This is a genomic window from Algoriphagus sp. AGSA1 (assembly GCF_021390545.1).
GTDB lineage: Bacteria > Bacteroidota > Bacteroidia > Cytophagales > Cyclobacteriaceae > Algoriphagus.
Map to the genome: position 1 here is coordinate 206,119 of NZ_JAJUWR010000004.1, position 15,978 is coordinate 222,096.

Consider the following 15,978-nt stretch of genomic DNA (forward strand, 5'->3'; position numbering starts at 1 on the left):
GGCATACAGTAAGTAAGGATGGTAAAAATAACTAAAATCAATCAAAATCAACACATTAACTTCAATACCGTCGTAACCTATCGTTTAAATTCTTCCCAATCCCAATCCTTGTTTATTTGGTTAATGGCATGATGTGCCGTCAAATCATACTGGCAGGGTACTATGGACACATAATTATTGGCGATAGCCCACTCATCGTTATCCTCTCCCTTATCAAAATTGACAAAATTACCGGCCAGCCAGAAATACCTTCTGCCGTTAGGATCCCTTCTCTCATCAAATTCCTCCTGCCATTTAGCCTCTGCTTGTCGGCAGATCTTCACTCCCCTTATCTGCTCATTTTGTTTGGGTGGGAAATTCACATTGAGCGCTACCCCTTTAGGCATACCGTTGTCAAGTACCTGTTTGGTTATTTTCTCCACCCATTCTTCTACATGAGAGAAGTCTGCTTTTGAAGAATAATCGCATAAGCTGAACCCTATGGAAGGATAGCCTTCCATAGCACCCTCGATAGCTGCGGACATTGTCCCGGAATAGAGCACGGAAATAGAAGTGTTTGATCCATGGTTGATCCCACTTACGATCAAGTCCGGCCCTCTATCCTTCATGACGTAATGCTTGGCAAGTTTCACGCAGTCTGCAGGTGTTCCACTGGATTTATAGGCTTTGACATCTTCAAAAATATATTCCTCCTCCAATCTCAGTGTTTCGCCAATCGTGATCGCATGTCCCATACCAGACTGTGGGCTGTCCGGGGCCACCACGACTACATCTCCAAGCTTTTTCATTACAGACACAAGTACTCTTATCCCTATGGACGTGATCCCGTCATCATTGGAGACGAGAATTAATGGTTTGGGCATTTAGTTTTTATTCAGTTCGTTGTAATAAGCGGTTATTCTGAGAAGGTCCCCTCTTTTGTCATAATCCAGGCGGTTTTTCCGCATAAAAAGTGAAATTTCCTCGTCATGTCCTGGAAGCATGTCGAACAGGTCTTTCTTTTTCATGCTGTATTGTTCAATTCTGCCGTCTTTTAAAAAGTAAAATTTGAAAGCTAACCTCTGTCCCATCATGGCTGGAGGGCCATAAAAGGGATTCATCCCATATCCACCCATCATACCATAGCCCCCCATACCGCGGGAATCGGTAGCCACATATTCTCTGCACAACAGTGCGATATTCTCACCTTCAGTCAATACTTCAAAAAAGATAGGGGTGGCATAATCACTTTCCTGGGCATAAGGTAAACTGAAAAATTTTCTGATGCCACCGTAAACCTCATCAAATATTTCAAAGTAAGTAACATTAGTTGAAGTGAAGGTATTTACAGTCTGACCTTGAAGCTGAACTACATTAGCATCTAAGTCATACTTGATCTGCCCTCCATAGGCCTGCCCGTCTGTTGTATAGATATTGCCTTTATGCCACATCTGGGAAGGGAATTGGCTCTGGCCCACACTTGAAGCCACTCCTAGCACCAGCATACAAAGAGAGAGAAATATTTTATTCAGGGTTTGCGTCATGACTGTATGTACGAAATAAAGGATTTCGGGTTGAAATCATATGCAATTATTGACAAATACAAGATATGAAGGATGCGTTACTTTAGGATATTATGCCCCATTTTATCACGCTTAGTCTGCAGATACTTTGCGTTGTGGGCATTGGGTGCTATTTCAATCGGTATTTGCTCCACGATCTCCAAGCCATAACCAAGCAACCCTACCCTCTTTTGAGGATTATTCGATATAAGTCTCAATTTGCTCACCTCCAGGTCTCTCAGGATCTGGGCTCCTACCCCATAGTCCCTGCTATCAGAAGGCAATCCTAAGGCAAGGTTAGCCTGTACGGTATCCATGCCTTCTTCCTGTAGCTTATATGCTTTTAGTTTATTGATCAGCCCTATTCCTCTACCCTCTTGGTTCATATATAGGATGATTCCTTTGCCTTCCTCCTGCACCATCCGCATAGCACTATGAAGTTGTGGGCCACAGTCGCATCTGCAGGAGCCAAAGATATCCCCTGTCATGCAGGAGGAATGTACCCTTACCATCACCGGTTCATCTTTATCCCATTTTCCTTTGATCAAGGCCAGGTGAAGTTCTTGGGTGTTGGTTTGCCTAAAAGCGATCAGTTCAAAATCCCCAAAATCAGTAGGGAGATCCACCCCTATCTCACGCTGGATCAGTGACTCATGCTTCAGGCGATAAGCGATCAGATCTTTGATGGAAATCAACTTTAGATTAAATCTTTTGGCTACTTCCACCAAATCGGGGAGTCTGGCCATGGTCCCATCTTCATTCATGATCTCCACCAATACTCCGGCGGGGGAATAGCCAGACAAACGGGCCAGGTCTATAGCAGCTTCTGTGTGCCCAGCTCTCCTCAACACCCCTCCTCTTTTCGCTTTGAGCGGAAAGATATGCCCTGGTTTACCTAGTTCATTGGGATCAATGGAATCGTCCACTAGGGCCTTTATAGTCTTGGCCCGATCAGATGCGGAAATCCCCGTGGTACATCCATGTCCGATCAAATCCACAGAAACTGTGAAGGGGGTTTCGAAAGCTGCTGTATTATTCCCTACCATCAGCTCAAGACCGAGTTTTTCGCATCTGTCCTCTATCAAAGGAGCGCAGATCAAACCGCGACCATGGGTAGCCATAAAATTAATGATTTCAGGTGTCACGGTCTCCGCCGCACATACGAAATCACCTTCATTTTCCCTATCCTCGTCATCTACGACGATGATTACCTCTCCATTTTTGATTGCTTCAATCGCATCTTCAATTGGATCAAGAATATATTTTTCCACGAAATTTCTATTTGGATTAGTATTTAGAAAGGCAAATTTACACGCTTTCATATCTTAAACAGGTTACAGCCAAATAAAGTTTGGTTTTAGCCTATGACAATCCCAAGCTCTTTATCTATTTCCAGCTGTACTTTTTTAAGTTCAAAATAGATGACCTGAAACTCATGGACCTGCTCATCGCCAAGCTGCTCTGACTCAGCATTTTTTATTTTATCCTTCGCCTCTTCCATGAGTTTTTGCACCATTTTCCGTTTCAGTCTCAAGATGGATTTAAATCCGGTCATGGTGAGATCATCTGATTCAGTAGTGATGACAATTTGGTGAGTGTCCGTCCAATGACGGGACACCTCATGCCGTAGGGTGATCAGATCTATCACTTCTTTCTGCACTTCCTGATCGCCTAGTCCGATAAAATATTCAGCTGTCGGGATTTCACCCTGCAATAAATTGGAGCGGTAAAGGGTAAGTATCCTGTTATAGATAGGCGTAGTAAACTCCAACTCCTCTGTTTCAGACAACAGATATTGGCAAAGGTGCATTTCTTCATCACTCAGTTTCTGCCAGCCGTAATTCACTAAAATCCTGACCATCTCACGTTCCTGGATCTTCAGGATTTCTGAAAAGGAAGTAGCTGTTTCGTCAGGGATAAGCTCATCCATTGCCTGCTCTGCAAAAAGCTCATCTTGCTGCCTTGAAGAATGCTCCTTTTGCCCTTTCAGCAAAATCTTGTTCAGCTCCGCATGGACGACATCTTCTTCAATCCTCAATAGTCCCGATGCTTCTTTGGCATACACAGAGCGTATGATGGGATCGGGGATTTTCCCTATACTCTGTACTACCTCCCGGATTACCTCTGCTTTTCGGATGGGGTTCTTGGAGAATTCCTCCTTGTATAGGCTGATTTTAAAGCCAATGAAATCCCGGCTGTTGCTTTCCAGGTAATCCTGAAATGCCTGAGAACCCACTTTTCTGGAGTAGCTATCGGGATCTTCCCCATTCGGAAAAACCACAGCTTTCACATTTAGCCCTCCCTCAAGCAAAAGATCTATACCCCGTAGCGACGCCTTGATCCCTGCCGCGTCTCCGTCATAGAGCACAGTCACTTGATCTGTGAAGCGCTTGATAAGCTTGATTTGCCCCTCCGTAAGAGATGTACCTGAGGAAGCCACCACATTTTCGATTCCGGAGAGATGCAGGCTCACCACATCCGTATAGCCTTCTACCAGATAGCAGTTATCCTTTTCGCGGATAGCCTTCTTCGCCTGGTACATCCCATAGAGCACATCACTCTTGTGATAAACCGGAGTCTCCGGGGAGTTGATGTATTTGGGTTGGTTCTTCTCCTTGGTAAGTATTCTGGCACCAAATCCGAGTGGTTTCCCCCCTATGTTGTGGATAGTGAAAACCACCCGGTTTCTGAACCGGTCATAGACACGGGATGCATCACCTTCTTTTTGCAGAATCAGGCCTGCCTTGAGCAAGATCTCCTCCTTGAAACCTGCCTCGTGTGCAGCTTTAAGCAGATTGTCCCATCCATCCAATGCATATCCCAGATCAAATTTCTCAATGATCGCAGGGGTAAATCCACGTTCTTTGAAATAACTAAGCCCTATGGATTTGCCTTCTTCGGATTGCAGGTTCTTCACAAAAAAGTCTCGGGCGAAACTCAAGGCGATCAATAAACTTTCCCGTTCATTTTGCGCCTCGTCCTGCTCCGGTGTGCGGGAAACATCCTCTTCCACTTCAATGCCGTACCTACCTGCTATGTGCCTGATAGCCTCTTGGAAGCCGATGCCCTCTATATCCATCACAAACTGTATGGGATCGCCGGCTTTGCCACAGCCAAAACACTTATAGATCTGTTTTGCAGGGGAAATCGAGAAAGAGGGGGTTTTTTCACCATGGAACGGACAGTTGGCCCAGAGATTTTGGCCTTTCTTTTTCATGGGCAAATAATCGCCGATCACCTCTTCGATGTCCATGCGTTCTTTGACCTTGTCCGTAGTAAGTTTGCTGATGCCCATAGGTAAATGAATGGGACAAAGTTAATCGCTGAATCTGTAAAATGAGAACTTTCTGGTGATTCTGCCAGTTCACAAGAACAAGACATTTCACTTCGTTCTTTATTTAGAAGGCTTTATGCTCTAAATTGCGCCCAAATTACAACATTTACCCCATGCAGTTATCCAAGGAGAACCTCCTGAAAACACTTTCCCGAGTACAAGATCCCGATCTAAAGAAAGATCTGGTGACTCTGGGAATGATACAAAAAATCGAAATCAACGGAAACAAAGTCAGTTTCAACGTAGTCTTGACTACTCCTGCGTGTCCTCTCAAAGAGGTGATTAAAAACAATTGTCTAGAAGTACTGGAAGAAGACTTTGGAAGCGATTACGATTGGGATCTGTTCATGACATCCCAGGTCACTACTATACGCGATTCCGCCCCTATTTTGCCTCAGGTGAAAAACATCATCGCCATAGCATCCGGCAAAGGTGGTGTAGGCAAGTCCACCACAGCGGTAAACCTGGCCGTATCCCTAGCCAAAACAGGTGCAAAAGTGGGGTTGATAGATGCTGATATTTCAGGGCCTTCTATCCCTACCATGTTCAATGTAGAAGCTGAGCAGCCTACCGTAAAAAAAGTGGGGGAGAAAAATATAATCGTGCCCATAGAGCAGTATGGGGTAAAGCTGATGTCAATAGGTTTTCTTACACCTGTGGACAGTGCTGTGGTCTGGAGAGGACCTATGGCAAGTTCAGCGCTGAAGCAGTTTATTTCTGACGTGGAATGGGGAGCGTTGGACTATTTGCTGATCGACTTGCCTCCGGGGACATCGGACATCCATCTTACTATGGTGCAGACGGTGCCAGTGACAGGCGCGGTGATCGTGACCACCCCTCAGAAGGTAGCCCTAGCTGATGCCAATAAGGGATTATCTATGTTCAGACAGCCCCAAATTAATGTGCCAATTTTAGGTGTTATTGAAAATATGGCTTATTTTACACCCGAAGAACTGCCTGAAAACAAGTATTACCTATTCGGCAAAGAAGGAGGGAAAAGATTGGCGGCAAAATACGACGTGCCATTTCTGGGAGAGATCCCTATCGTACAGAGTATAAGGGAAAGCGGGGATTCCGGCTACCCTGCTGTATTGAAAAACGGAATCACCCAAGAGTCTTATATGAATCTTGCAGAAGCTATCGCCAGACAAATCGCCATTAGAAACGCCTCACAAAACAAAACCGAAGTGGTGGAAATTAAAGCTTAACATTATGCAACCAGAACTTAGAGAACAAATAGAATTTGCCTTGGATACAATCCGACCTTATCTGGAAGCAGATGGTGGAAATGTGAGGATCGTGGAACTTACTGACGATATGGTACTCAGGTTGGAATTGCTGGGATCCTGTGGTTCATGCCCTATGTCCACTATGACACTTAAAGCCGGGGTAGAAGAAGCAATCAAACGTGCCATACCAGAAATCATAAAAGTAGAAGCCGTCAACCTAACTGTAGCCTAATTCCGATCTGAATGAAAAGAAGGTCACGGTTTTTTGGCAAAGCCAGTATGCTCCTTTTTGGAGCCTTTTTTGTTTTTACCATTGGCTTTGCACAACAAACCAAAACCTTCGGTCTGACAAGTAAGCAAACCGCACATCATATCCATGAGGAAAAATGCGGGCATGGAATAATGGAACAAAAGCTTGAAAAAGAGCTGGGGTTCTTCGGTTCCAAATCTTTTTTTGAAACCTGGATCGACGGCAAAATAGAACATAGGGCCAGCCAGCCTCAGATACTTTCCAGAACAGCAGAAGAGCCGGTCCTCATTCCAGTAGTGGTGCATGTGATCCATAACGGGGATCCAGTAGGTCAAGGTGCCAATGTGCCCTTTTCCCAAATCGAAGAGCAGATAAGGATACTCAATGAGGATTTCCAACGTATGAACGATGATGCCGTGAATACACCTGCGGAATTTCTTCCTGTTGCGGGTCAACTGAACATTGAATTCGTATTGGCCAAACAGGATATGTCCGGATTGCCGACAAATGGGGTTACTCGAACCCTAGGCCCCCAAAACTCCTATGACCCCAATACCGATGCGACATTAATAGCACAACAAGTCCAGTGGGATCCTGAGGAATACATGAACCTCTACGTCACAAGTCTTACCAGTCCCTACATTGGATATTCTTCTTTCCCTGTTTCTGACTTGCCCGGTCTCTCGGGAGCGACCAACTCGGCTCTAACAGATGGGGTAGTAATCGATTACCGGTATTTCGGTACCGGGGGTACTGCCCTAGCGGCATCCAGGGGAAGAACAGCCACACATGAAGTAGGCCATTTCTTCGGATTGAGACATATATGGGGAGACGGTGGCTGTGGAGTGGATGATTTTGTAGCCGACACTCCTCTCCAAGACAACTCCAACAACTCTTGTAGCAGTAATCCCTCAAGATTCAGCTGCGACTCAAACGATATGATCCAAAATTACATGGATTATACTCCCGATGCATGCATGAACCTGTTTACCCAAGGCCAGGTAGAGCGTATGGATGTAGTGCTTGCCAATAGTCCCCGAAGAGTCACTCTAATCAATAACAGGGCGACCCGTGAACCTGTTCTTGCTGACAATGACCTCGCGATAGCACGGGTACTCGAACCGGGAAATTTCGAATGCGACGCAGTGATCAACCCAAGTATAGAAGTACTGAACGCAGGAAAAAACACACTTACTTCAGGCAGAGTGGAGCTGAGACGCAACGGCACCCTGCTGGAATCCAAGAGAGTCACGTTCAACCTGGCAACGGGGGAAAGTTTTATTGTGAATTTCAATCAATTCTCATTGCTACCGACGACCAATACGGTGGAGTTTAGGATCACAGAGACCAATGATGTACCTGACAATGTCAGCGCAAACAATATCCAGACGATCACGCCTATCCTAGAACAGCCTATCAGTTTGCCTTATAGCGAATCCCTTAACACCTTCCCTTCACCTTGGTCCATAACCAATCCTGATGAGGCGTTTACCTGGGAAAAGAGAAGTCTTACGATTTCAGGAAACTCTCAGGATCTGATCTATCTACGCAATTATGAATATGAAGCTCCTGGGCAATTGGACTACTTAATTTCTCCAATCATCAATCTGGCCCAATACCCAAGTGCCCAACTCGTGTTCGAAATGGCCTATGCTCAATATGACCAGTCAGGGTTTTCGGATAAATTGATTGTGGCGATTTCACAGGACTGCGGAAACACTTTTGATTTCATCAATGCGCCTTATCAGAAAAGTGAGCAACAGTTGGAAACCAGCCCCGCCACTTTGGATGAGTTTATCCCTACTGACGAAAGCCAGTTCAGGACAGAATTGGTCAACCTTGCGGACTATGCTGATTTAGGGTCGATCCGCCTGGCTTTTATAGCGGAAAATGCTTATGGCAACAATATTTATATCAAAAACATCCGGATACTTCCAGATGAGGAGTTCAGCTATGGGGTCTCTTTGGACTCACTAGTGTCTCCATCCCCTATTTTTGATGGAACCAATGAAGAGAATATCGTCAGACTGACCAACACAGGCAATCTTCCTTTCTCTACATTTGTTTATTCCACGAGTGTGAACGATGCACCGGGACAGACATACATTGCAAGTGGAAACACCGTGCAGCCTGGAGAAAGCTTTGATATAAGCACTCCCAACAATACCAGTTCAGGAAAAAACACCCTTAATTTTGAGGCTTCGGCACCAAATTTCGATCAAAACCAAGAGATACCAAACCAACTCACGAGGCATGTGATCGAGGATGCCTCCACTATCTCTGTGCCTTGGAGGCAAAACTTCAATAACTCCGGCACATTGATACCATGGCAGACCATAAATCCAGAATCAGATGATTCGGCATGGTCACTTTCTTCAGTTTCCATAGGAGAAGCCCCCGACAATGTAGTCACCCTCAGCAGCCAATCCATCGGTCAGACCTATTGGTTGGGCACACCTGTCTTCGATCTTTCCGTCCGAAGCCAGGCCAGCTTGTTCTTTGATTTGGCTGCGGGCCAGCTTAGTCCTACCACTAGCCTGAAAGTGATGGCAAGTACCAATGGTGGCACTGACTATGCCGAAGTATGGAAAGCTACTGGATCCTCGCTCTCCACGGTGGCTACAGGGGAAGCAAACCCTAACAGTCCGGGAGATTATGTGAGACGCTATGTAAACCTGAGTGATTTTGCAGGGGCAGGAAATGAACGGGGAAGAGTAGCATTTGTAGTAGAAAACGGCAGTAATACTGACACCCCTATTTATCTGGACAACATAGAGTTATTCCTCAGTGCCAATGAGGAGCCGGTGATCCCTACCGAGGGAATGGCCGTCCTCTACCCCAATCCGGCCAGGGAGGTATTTAATATCGCCTTCAATCTTCCGGACTTCGAAGATGTAAGCATCCAGATCATTTCAAGTACAGGTGCCTTGGTACAGGAAATAGAATATCCTGGCACATTGAACCAGACTTATAGCTTTAGCACCCGGTTATTTTCCAAGGGAGTGTTTATTGTGAAAATCAACAGCAACAGCATCAGGGAAACCAGAAGACTCATCATTCATTGATTTTCTGGGGCCAACCCCTGAGCAATTAAGGGAATAAGCCACTGTAGGTTCTCTATGAAGTGGAGCCTAGCTGTCTGTTCGTCCAGCGTACTATTTCTTTGTAAGCTTTAGATTAATTGCATAAAAAAGGTCATGAATTACTCTTCGGCTTATTTTTTGCCGAAGGGATTTATGGTAATAGGATAAGCCTTCGTTGTAAGGATTGATTTTCCCGCTTATCTTTAACTATTCAAAATTTCTTAGGCATTACATCCAACCCTCCTTTTGAAAAAGATATTAATCAACCTCCTAGTGATCATTGGAATGTCAGTTTTTCTGGGCTTCCTTTTCTTGAAAGTTTATCTGCCCATGTACACCAACCATGGAGAATCGGTCTCAGTGCCAGATTTATCTGGATACACCTACGATGAGGGTGTGGAAATCATGGAACGCGCGGGCCTGAAATATGAGGTATCCCTGGACTCCGGATTCAATACGGATCTAAAGACCTACGCTATATTAAAACAAATTCCGCAAGCCAATGCGCAGGTAAAAACCGGTAAAACCATTTACATCACCTTAAATGCCAAGAATCCCCCAATGTTAAAAATGCCAAACTTGGTCAATACGCATTTGAAAAATGTGCAGGAGATATTGGCAAACATGGGACTAGAGAGAGGTGATATCGTATATGTGCCCGATATCGCTTCCAATGTAGTGCTGGAGCAAAAGTACCGGGGAGTAAAAATTACTGAAGGATTTGAGGTTCCTAAAGGTGCCCGGATAGATCTTGTAGTAGGTGATGGCATGGGAAACCAGATTCTAGAAGTTCCTAATCTAAAAGGAATGGAGGAAGTGGATGCGGAATTCCTTATTTTGGGATCTAGTCTGAGAGTAGGGAGCAAACACTATGTGGATACAGATTCTGTGGGTGCAGGAAAAATACTGAGACAGTCCCCTTCAGCGAACACAAAAGTGAAAACAGGTGAGATAGTTGATATTTGGATCGCAAAGGATAATTTTTAAACTTGATGTTAAAACCTCTCCATATATTTCAGGTGATTGGGCTATTACTGGCCTTAATCATCCCGACTGTGGCTGAGTGTCAACTTGTGGAGCTAGCTCCCATCCAACATCATAAAATCAAGAAGAACGATCTTTCCCCTGGAGAAAATTCAAGAATATCCCAGTACAATGAGCTTCCATTCTGGGATGATTTTTCCCAAGGGATAGACACCCTAAGATGGAGCATCAATGGAGCCTCCTATACTGAAACAATAGGGCTGAATGCCCCATCTCTAGGGATGCTACTTCTCGATGGAGTGGATACCAATGGCAATCCGTATTCCCTCACCCAAACCAACCAAGGCGAGACAGACTTTGTGACATCCAAGCCATTTGACCTGAGTGGCTTGACAGCTGCAGACAGCTCAAGCTTGTTTCTCAGTTTTTTCTGGCAAGCTGGAGGTCGGGCTGAGCTTCCTGATGAAAATGATCAGTTGACATTGCAGATACTGGATGCCGAGGGCAGCTGGATCACCATTTGGAGACAGCTCGGTGGTGTCAGTCTGGACACAGAAGTATTTACCCAGGAAATAGTAAAGATCCTACCAGCTTGGCAGCATGCGGATTTCCAGTTTCGCTTTTTTGCCGAAGGCAGACAATCCGGGCCATTCGATAGCTGGTTGATCGACTATATCTACCTCAATACCGGAAGATCCGGGACTGATCTATCCTATCTTGACAGAAGCCTGACCAGAACAAATGAGTTGAGAATCGGAGATTATGGAGCCTATCCCTTTGCACTGCTGGAAGCCGATCAGGAAGGGCTATGGGGCAGGATCAAGAATGAATTCAACAACCTGGAAAACCGGTTCAGGGCAATGGAATATTCCATAGTCATCAGGGATTCTTCCACAATGAGCTCTATTCCTATCAACCTCAACACCCCTTTCAACCCAGTTCCGAATGCTTTGGAACGAAGAACGTTTGAAAGCAGGGAATTTGAAGAAATCCCCGTGCCCCTGGGCGAAACCCATCTGGAAATCATCTCATCTATCACCTCGGGGGATGGACTGCTATACAATATCGTGGCAGGGGACACTGTCTTTTATCCTAGTGTAAATTACGAGCTCAATGATACGGTACGGACTTCATTTCCGCTTATGGATTATTTTGCTTATGACAACGGTTCCGCAGATTATGCTGCCGGGATCAATCAGCGATCCGGTCAGTTGGCAGTGAAGTATTCCGCTCCTTCGGCAGTATATATCAAGGGGATTTCGATCAATTTCACCAATCCTAAGCAAGCCAATCAAGCTATAGATATCCATGTATGGAAAGACCTGGATCAGGAACCTGTCTTCACCAGTGAGGAACTGATTCCAGTAAAGGAAGCGGGTCAGGAATTCCTCTATTATTCACTGGATACCAACATCCAGGTGGAAGGGGATTTTTTCATAGGCTTTACCCAATTTACCAATGATTTTCTGCACGTGGGACTGGATAAGGTAAATGATAGCGGAGATAAGCTTTTCTACAACGTAGTAGGTGCCTGGGCTCAAAATGAAGAGGTAAAGGGTTCTCTGATGATCAGGCCCCACATCAGCCTGGAGGCACCTTTTGAAGAGATCTCCGTCCCTGAGGAAGAAATAAGGATTTACCCAAATCCGGTAGAGACCCAGCTCAACTTAGAGGGGGCTTTCAATGAAGTCAGGGTCTTTGATACGTTCGGTAGAGAGATTTTTCTTGAGCGTCAACGCTCTTCCAAAGGAGAAATCATTAATTTTAGTGGGCAACGTCCGGGCATATATGTGTTAAACATGACCACCGAAGAAGGTGTACAATCGTATAGAGTACTAGTTAAATAATAATATGGAAGACATAACCGTAGAAGACCTGAAATCCAGATTGGATAAGAATGAGAAATTCGTGTTTCTAGATGTTCGTGAAGAATGGGAATACGAAGACGACAACCTGGGAGCTAAGAATATCCCTTTGGCAGACTTGCCATCAAGACTGGGAGAACTGGAAAGCTATAAAGACAGTGAAATCGTAGTACACTGCCGCTCCGGTGCCAGAAGTATGAATGCGAAGAAGTTTTTGGAATCCAAAGGCTTTACCAAAGTCCGTAATACAACAGGCGGAATCTTAGCTTACAGGAATTTGTAAAAAAGAGTCCTGGATTTTCATATCATCCCGCGCCGACAGGCTGAATGTACGAGGCTTTGGGCTTTCAGAAAGGGGCAGGAATTGGGCAAAACCGAATTCCTGCCCCTATTGCATATCAATTGACAATCCCGGGAGGTTTAGCAAGTGGAGACCATTTCCACCCGCTTACTGACCTATCTTTTTTGGTTGGTTTTTAGAGCTGCTTCTTTACTTGAAAACAAAAGGTTCTGGGGAAAAGCAAACGATAAACAATAGGATAGCCAATATCCCCAATGCTTTGCGTTTCCCATCCAACGGCCTGGTACCTGTCACTTCTGGATGTCTCAGTCCCATTATCCTTCCTAGCAAAAAACCGTAAAACAACCAACCATGGTAACCTTCCACTCCTGGAAACAGGAATGCCAAGGCATATTGTACCGCGGCTATGCTCAACGCAAGGGTGATCCTACTCTGGACACCTAAACCGGACTTGGTAAAGCAGACAAACAGAAAGCCCAAATATAGCGGAATATAAATCATCAAATCTTCAACAGGCGCATAAGGGCTGACCAGTCCCAGTCCACCAAATCCCATAAACAGGACATAGGCAACAAGGGAGATCTCTCTATGAATCTTCGGGAAAAGTCCGAAAATCACATGTCCTCCATCCAGCTGACCGATAGGCAACAGGTTCAGGGCAGTGAAAAACAGAGCTAAAAACCCTGCAAAAAGATATGGGTAATGGATCAATTCAGACATGGCAGGCATGCGCTCAGGATCCGCAAAGATTTGCCCCAGCCCCCAGAAGAGCAAGTTGTTTCCCAGCTCAAACTCAAAAGCTCCTTCTTCAAACCCTTGGAAATCGGGGTCAGCATACTCTGGATGTACCGTATAAATATAATCTGCCTCGGGGAGTGTGGTAAAACCATAGATGAGGACAACAAGCGCGATCACAAAACCAGCCAGCGGCCCGGCCACCCCTATATCAAAGAATTTCTTGCGGCTATTGACAAAGCCTTTCATTTGGATGACAGCACCGAAAGTCCCTATAGAAGGCATTCCGAGAAAGCCTAGCCATCCTGGAATGAAATAGGGCAGGCTGCATTTTACCTTATGGTGTAAGGCAGTGAAGAAATGCCCCAACTCATGGATTAAGAGAATTCCTATAAAGGGAAGCGAAAATGCCAGGCTCTTCAGAAAATACTCGATGTCAAGCATGTTGTCCCCCTCACCTAAAACTGACTTGCTATATACCCACTCCCCTCCCGCCAGCGTGGTGGCAATCAGTGTAATAAGAAACAGGAGTGAATGACGGAGGTATTCTTTCTTGCTATACATTCCCGAAAAAGTCGAAAATAACTTCAGGGCCAGTCACGTGTACTGCCCGAATACCTACTGCTTTAGCCCCTTCCACATTTGCCAATAAATCATCAAAGAATATCACCCTATCCCCTGAGGTCCCTAATTCCAGCAACATTTTTTCATAGATCTCCGGATGGGGTTTTGCCAGCCCCATTTCGTGGCTGAAAAACACCCAGTCAAAGATTGGGTCCAAGCTTTCCAATCCATGATCATCATGTAGGATTTGATTTACCGCCTGAATGTGTATCGCATTCGTATTGCTGAGCACCCCAACTTGAAATTTTTTTCTTAGTTCTGAAATTAATTTCAGTCTTTTTTCGGGGATTTTCAGGAGTAAATTATTCCAGAGCAGATCTACTTTTTCATCACTCCAGTCCTGCTGAAAGTAGTCTCTCACCTCTTGTCTGAAGGTAGGTGAATCTATTTTCCCCACTTCATATTCCTTGTGAAAATCAGTGAGATAAAAGCTATTTACCCGCTCGTGGTAACCAGGTGAGAGTTCCCGGGTGATAAGTTGCATGGCTCTTTGATAGTCGATATCGATGATGACATTTCCCAGGTCAAAAATCAAAAAGTCTGCATCAGATGCATTCTTCATTCGGAATAGTTGTTGTGAATTTGAATTCAAATATGTAACATTGCACTCCCAAAACCAAGGTTTACGGCACTATAGAGGCCAAAAACCAGTGTTTTTCTCTTTAGGGCCTATAGCTCAGTTGGTTAGAGCACCTGACTCATAATCAGGTGGTCCCTGGTTCGAGCCCAGGTGGGCCCACTACTCCGGGCAAAGTCATTTTCGAATGGTTTTGCCCATTTTTTTTGCTTTTTAACCCGTTAATGATCAGTCAGATGAAAAGGGCTCAGTCCAAAAAGTCAGGGATTCATCCGATAGCGTGCTGTAGAAACCTGTATGAAGCAGTTTTTGATTTCCCCAATACCCTGTTTCATTTCCCCAAGATGAAGAACCTTTTTTTGTGCAAGGTGATTTTGCTCCTTGTTTAGCCTATGCAAGTTTTGTTGGGTTGATCGACAAATACCTTTACACTACTGATCGTGCCGTTGGCACTCTGAAAAACATATAAACCATAAAATAGAACAGTAAGTACCTAACGATTAAGATTGACTTATAGGTAAACCTAACTATAACCGTTTATACAGGGGCATTTATCAAAGAAACCGGTATGCCAAGTTCATCAAATTGCGGGGAATGGTACCTACTCAGCTTTTTGGGGTTAAGGCCTGAAAAAAAACGGATCTCCTTGATGAAATGGGACTGATCTGTATAGTTTAATGAATACGCTATATCGGAGAATTTCTCATATTTTCCGGATTTGATTAATCCGATAGCCTTTTTAAATTTCAAGACCCGTAGATAAAGGCCTGGACTAACCCCGATAAAATGATTGAATTTTCTTTCCAACTGTCTGGTAGATATACCTAATAAATCCTTTAGTTCAGTCACTGAAAAAAGCTCAGGTTGATGTTGTATATGGCTAATTACTCTTGAAAAAGTTTGTTCTAAAACCAAATTGTTATCGATCCGTGATCTTAAAAAAGATTGTATGCAAGCCAATCTTTCTAAAGTTGGTAAGGCCCTGAATAAATCAAATCGGGAGATCTCATTATTTATAATTTTTAAGGAAATAATTCTGTTGGTAGCATGGACTGCTGGGATTTTGAAGAGGTTATTTAACCCTTGCGGCTTAAAAACAACCCCTACAAGTGAAGTCTGTGCTTGAACCACGTATTTTGCTGGACGTGTTTGCAGCCCATATATAAAAGTTTTCGGTAACACTTTCCCTTTTCCATTAGCTATTCCATTACCTTGGAATTTGGCTTGTTGCGAAATAATTCCAGATGTAATGTCTGCTGCAGAAATCAACTCATACGTCGTTGACTCCTTATTATTTATTTCAAGCGTCCAAAAATTTTGGACTAAGGAACTTAACCGATCCTCTGGCATTATAACTTGATATTTCATGAATGTACTGGGCTGATATTAGAGTGCTGACCATGGGATCTATTCATAGATTACGGCATGTGTATCCCTTAATTCATTGAAAAAGGA

At 44.4% G+C, this 15,978-nt stretch carries 13 protein-coding genes and 1 tRNA gene; 7 read left to right on the plus strand and 7 right to left on the minus strand.

Annotation, left to right across the window (positions count from 1 at the left end; all coding sequences use genetic code 11):
• Nucleotides 1-77 precede the first annotated feature (77 nt).
• The 4 genes from surE to dnaG form a co-directional block, all read right to left on the minus strand.
• The gene (gene surE, locus LZF95_RS04090) at nucleotides 78-863 is read right to left on the minus strand and encodes a 5'/3'-nucleotidase SurE (protein WP_233753714.1); all 786 of its coding nucleotides are present in this window, start codon (nucleotides 861-863) and stop codon (nucleotides 78-80) included.
• Nucleotides 864-1,523 carry a hypothetical protein gene (locus tag LZF95_RS04095; RefSeq protein WP_233753715.1) on the minus strand — a complete coding sequence of 220 codons (660 nt, stop codon included), beginning with the start codon at nucleotides 1,521-1,523 and terminating at the stop codon, nucleotides 864-866.
• Between the two features lie 77 nt (nucleotides 1,524-1,600).
• Entirely contained in the window at nucleotides 1,601-2,812 is a 1,212-nt protein-coding gene (locus LZF95_RS04100; RefSeq protein WP_368670759.1) for a bifunctional 3,4-dihydroxy-2-butanone-4-phosphate synthase/GTP cyclohydrolase II, read from the minus strand.
• Nucleotides 2,813-2,898: 86 nt separating this feature from the next.
• Nucleotides 2,899-4,836, minus strand: coding sequence for a DNA primase (dnaG, locus tag LZF95_RS04105; RefSeq protein WP_233753716.1), 1,938 nt, complete (start codon nucleotides 4,834-4,836; stop codon nucleotides 2,899-2,901).
• Nucleotides 4,837-4,988: 152 nt separating this feature from the next.
• Between dnaG and LZF95_RS04110 the strand changes: the two genes are divergently transcribed.
• The 6 genes from LZF95_RS04110 to LZF95_RS04135 all read left to right on the plus strand — a co-directional run bounded on the left by LZF95_RS04110 (nucleotide 4,989) and on the right by LZF95_RS04135 (nucleotide 12,569).
• Entirely contained in the window at nucleotides 4,989-6,083 is a 1,095-nt protein-coding gene (locus tag LZF95_RS04110) for an Mrp/NBP35 family ATP-binding protein (protein ID WP_233753717.1), read from the plus strand.
• A 4-nt stretch (nucleotides 6,084-6,087) separates the two neighbouring features.
• Nucleotides 6,088-6,336, plus strand: coding sequence for a NifU family protein (locus tag LZF95_RS04115; RefSeq protein ID WP_233753718.1), 249 nt, complete (start codon nucleotides 6,088-6,090; stop codon nucleotides 6,334-6,336).
• An 11-nt stretch (nucleotides 6,337-6,347) separates the two neighbouring features.
• A complete protein-coding gene (locus LZF95_RS04120; RefSeq protein WP_233753719.1) occupies nucleotides 6,348-9,419 on the plus strand; it encodes a M43 family zinc metalloprotease in 3,072 nt (1,023 codons plus the stop codon).
• Nucleotides 9,420-9,683: 264 nt separating this feature from the next.
• On the plus strand, nucleotides 9,684-10,424 hold the full coding sequence (locus LZF95_RS04125) for a PASTA domain-containing protein (RefSeq protein WP_233753720.1): 741 nt from the start codon (nucleotides 9,684-9,686) through the stop codon (nucleotides 10,422-10,424).
• 5 nt (nucleotides 10,425-10,429) lie between these two features.
• A complete protein-coding gene (locus tag LZF95_RS04130) occupies nucleotides 10,430-12,268 on the plus strand; it encodes a T9SS type A sorting domain-containing protein (protein WP_233753721.1) in 1,839 nt (612 codons plus the stop codon).
• A 4-nt stretch (nucleotides 12,269-12,272) separates the two neighbouring features.
• Nucleotides 12,273-12,569 carry a rhodanese-like domain-containing protein gene (locus tag LZF95_RS04135; RefSeq protein ID WP_233753722.1) on the plus strand — a complete coding sequence of 99 codons (297 nt, stop codon included), beginning with the start codon at nucleotides 12,273-12,275 and terminating at the stop codon, nucleotides 12,567-12,569.
• Nucleotides 12,570-12,776: 207 nt separating this feature from the next.
• Here the strand turns inward: LZF95_RS04135 and LZF95_RS04140 are convergent, their stop codons facing one another.
• Both LZF95_RS04140 and LZF95_RS04145 read right to left on the minus strand, forming a co-directional pair.
• Nucleotides 12,777-13,886: a site-2 protease family protein gene (locus LZF95_RS04140; protein ID WP_233753723.1), complete on the minus strand. Its 1,110-nt coding sequence runs from the start codon at nucleotides 13,884-13,886 to the stop codon at nucleotides 12,777-12,779.
• Nucleotides 13,879-14,508, minus strand: coding sequence for an HAD family phosphatase (locus LZF95_RS04145; protein ID WP_233753724.1), 630 nt, complete (start codon nucleotides 14,506-14,508; stop codon nucleotides 13,879-13,881). The genes LZF95_RS04140 and LZF95_RS04145 overlap by 8 nt, the downstream gene beginning before the upstream one ends.
• A 103-nt stretch (nucleotides 14,509-14,611) precedes the next feature.
• On the opposite strand from LZF95_RS04145, the gene LZF95_RS04150 reads away from it, so the two are divergent.
• Nucleotides 14,612-14,685, plus strand: a tRNA-Ile gene (locus tag LZF95_RS04150).
• A gap of 375 nt (nucleotides 14,686-15,060) precedes the next feature.
• Here the strand turns inward: LZF95_RS04150 and LZF95_RS04155 are convergent.
• Nucleotides 15,061-15,891 carry an AraC family transcriptional regulator gene (locus LZF95_RS04155; RefSeq protein WP_233753725.1) on the minus strand — a complete coding sequence of 277 codons (831 nt, stop codon included), beginning with the start codon at nucleotides 15,889-15,891 and terminating at the stop codon, nucleotides 15,061-15,063.
• Nucleotides 15,892-15,978: the final 87 nt, after the last annotated feature.

Excerpts from the sequence above, each read along its gene's own strand:
- LZF95_RS04115 (WP_233753718.1), top strand. The coding sequence starts at position 6,088 with ATGCAACCAGAACTTAGAGAACAAATAGAATTTGCCTTGGATACAATC.
- surE (WP_233753714.1), bottom strand. The coding sequence starts at position 863 with ATGCCCAAACCATTAATTCTCGTCTCCAATGATGACGGGATCACGTCC.
- LZF95_RS04120 (WP_233753719.1), top strand. The coding sequence starts at position 6,348 with ATGAAAAGAAGGTCACGGTTTTTTGGCAAAGCCAGTATGCTCCTTTTT.
- LZF95_RS04135 (WP_233753722.1), top strand. The coding sequence starts at position 12,273 with ATGGAAGACATAACCGTAGAAGACCTGAAATCCAGATTGGATAAGAAT.
- LZF95_RS04145 (WP_233753724.1), bottom strand. The coding sequence starts at position 14,508 with ATGAAGAATGCATCTGATGCAGACTTTTTGATTTTTGACCTGGGAAAT.
- LZF95_RS04130 (WP_233753721.1), top strand. The coding sequence starts at position 10,430 with ATGTTAAAACCTCTCCATATATTTCAGGTGATTGGGCTATTACTGGCC.
- dnaG (WP_233753716.1), bottom strand. The coding sequence starts at position 4,836 with ATGGGCATCAGCAAACTTACTACGGACAAGGTCAAAGAACGCATGGAC.
- LZF95_RS04095 (WP_233753715.1), bottom strand. The coding sequence starts at position 1,523 with ATGACGCAAACCCTGAATAAAATATTTCTCTCTCTTTGTATGCTGGTG.
- LZF95_RS04110 (WP_233753717.1), top strand. The coding sequence starts at position 4,989 with ATGCAGTTATCCAAGGAGAACCTCCTGAAAACACTTTCCCGAGTACAA.
- LZF95_RS04140 (WP_233753723.1), bottom strand. The coding sequence starts at position 13,886 with ATGTATAGCAAGAAAGAATACCTCCGTCATTCACTCCTGTTTCTTATT.
- LZF95_RS04155 (WP_233753725.1), bottom strand. The coding sequence starts at position 15,891 with ATGAAATATCAAGTTATAATGCCAGAGGATCGGTTAAGTTCCTTAGTC.